2 tRNA genes and 1 rRNA gene are annotated in these 396 nt (G+C 43.9%); all 3 read left to right on the top strand.

The features are described from left to right. Positions 1-62: 62 nt before the first annotated feature. The 3 genes from rrf (at position 63) to AC6CH1_RS19280 (ending at position 352) form a co-directional block, all read left to right on the top strand. A 5S ribosomal RNA gene (gene rrf, locus AC6CH1_RS19290) occupies positions 63-178 on the top strand. 12 nt (positions 179-190) lie between these two features. Next, a tRNA-Val gene (locus AC6CH1_RS19285) sits at positions 191-266 on the top strand. Positions 267-276: 10 nt separating this feature from the next. Beyond that, positions 277-352: transfer RNA gene (locus AC6CH1_RS19280), tRNA-Lys, on the top strand. Positions 353-396: the final 44 nt, after the last annotated feature.

Raw genomic sequence — 396 nt, 5'->3', positions numbered from 1 at the left:
AATTCAATGAAACGTTTATCCAGTTTTGAAAGAATGAAGTTTCTTTTAACTAAATAATTAAGTGAAGTGATGATGGCAAAGAGGTCACACCCGTTCCCATACCGAACACGGAAGTTAAGCTCTTTAGCGCCGATGGTAGTTGGGGGCTTCCCCCTGCGAGAGTAGGACGTCGCTTCGCTTATTTTTTTTGGGAGGATTAGCTCAGCTGGGAGAGCACCTGCCTTACAAGCAGGGGGTCGGCGGTTCGAGCCCGTCATCCTCCACCATTTTAATCAAGAGCCATTAGCTCAGTTGGTAGAGCATCTGACTTTTAATCAGAGGGTCGAAGGTTCGAGTCCTTCATGGCTCACCAGTTTTATAATCATTTTATATACTGTCAGAATAAAAATTCTCTAA

The sequence above is a fragment of the Solibacillus sp. GQ1 genome (assembly GCF_059758555.1).
Note: the sequence above shows the minus strand (reverse complement) of the source record. Positions and strands in the feature narration are given on the sequence as shown.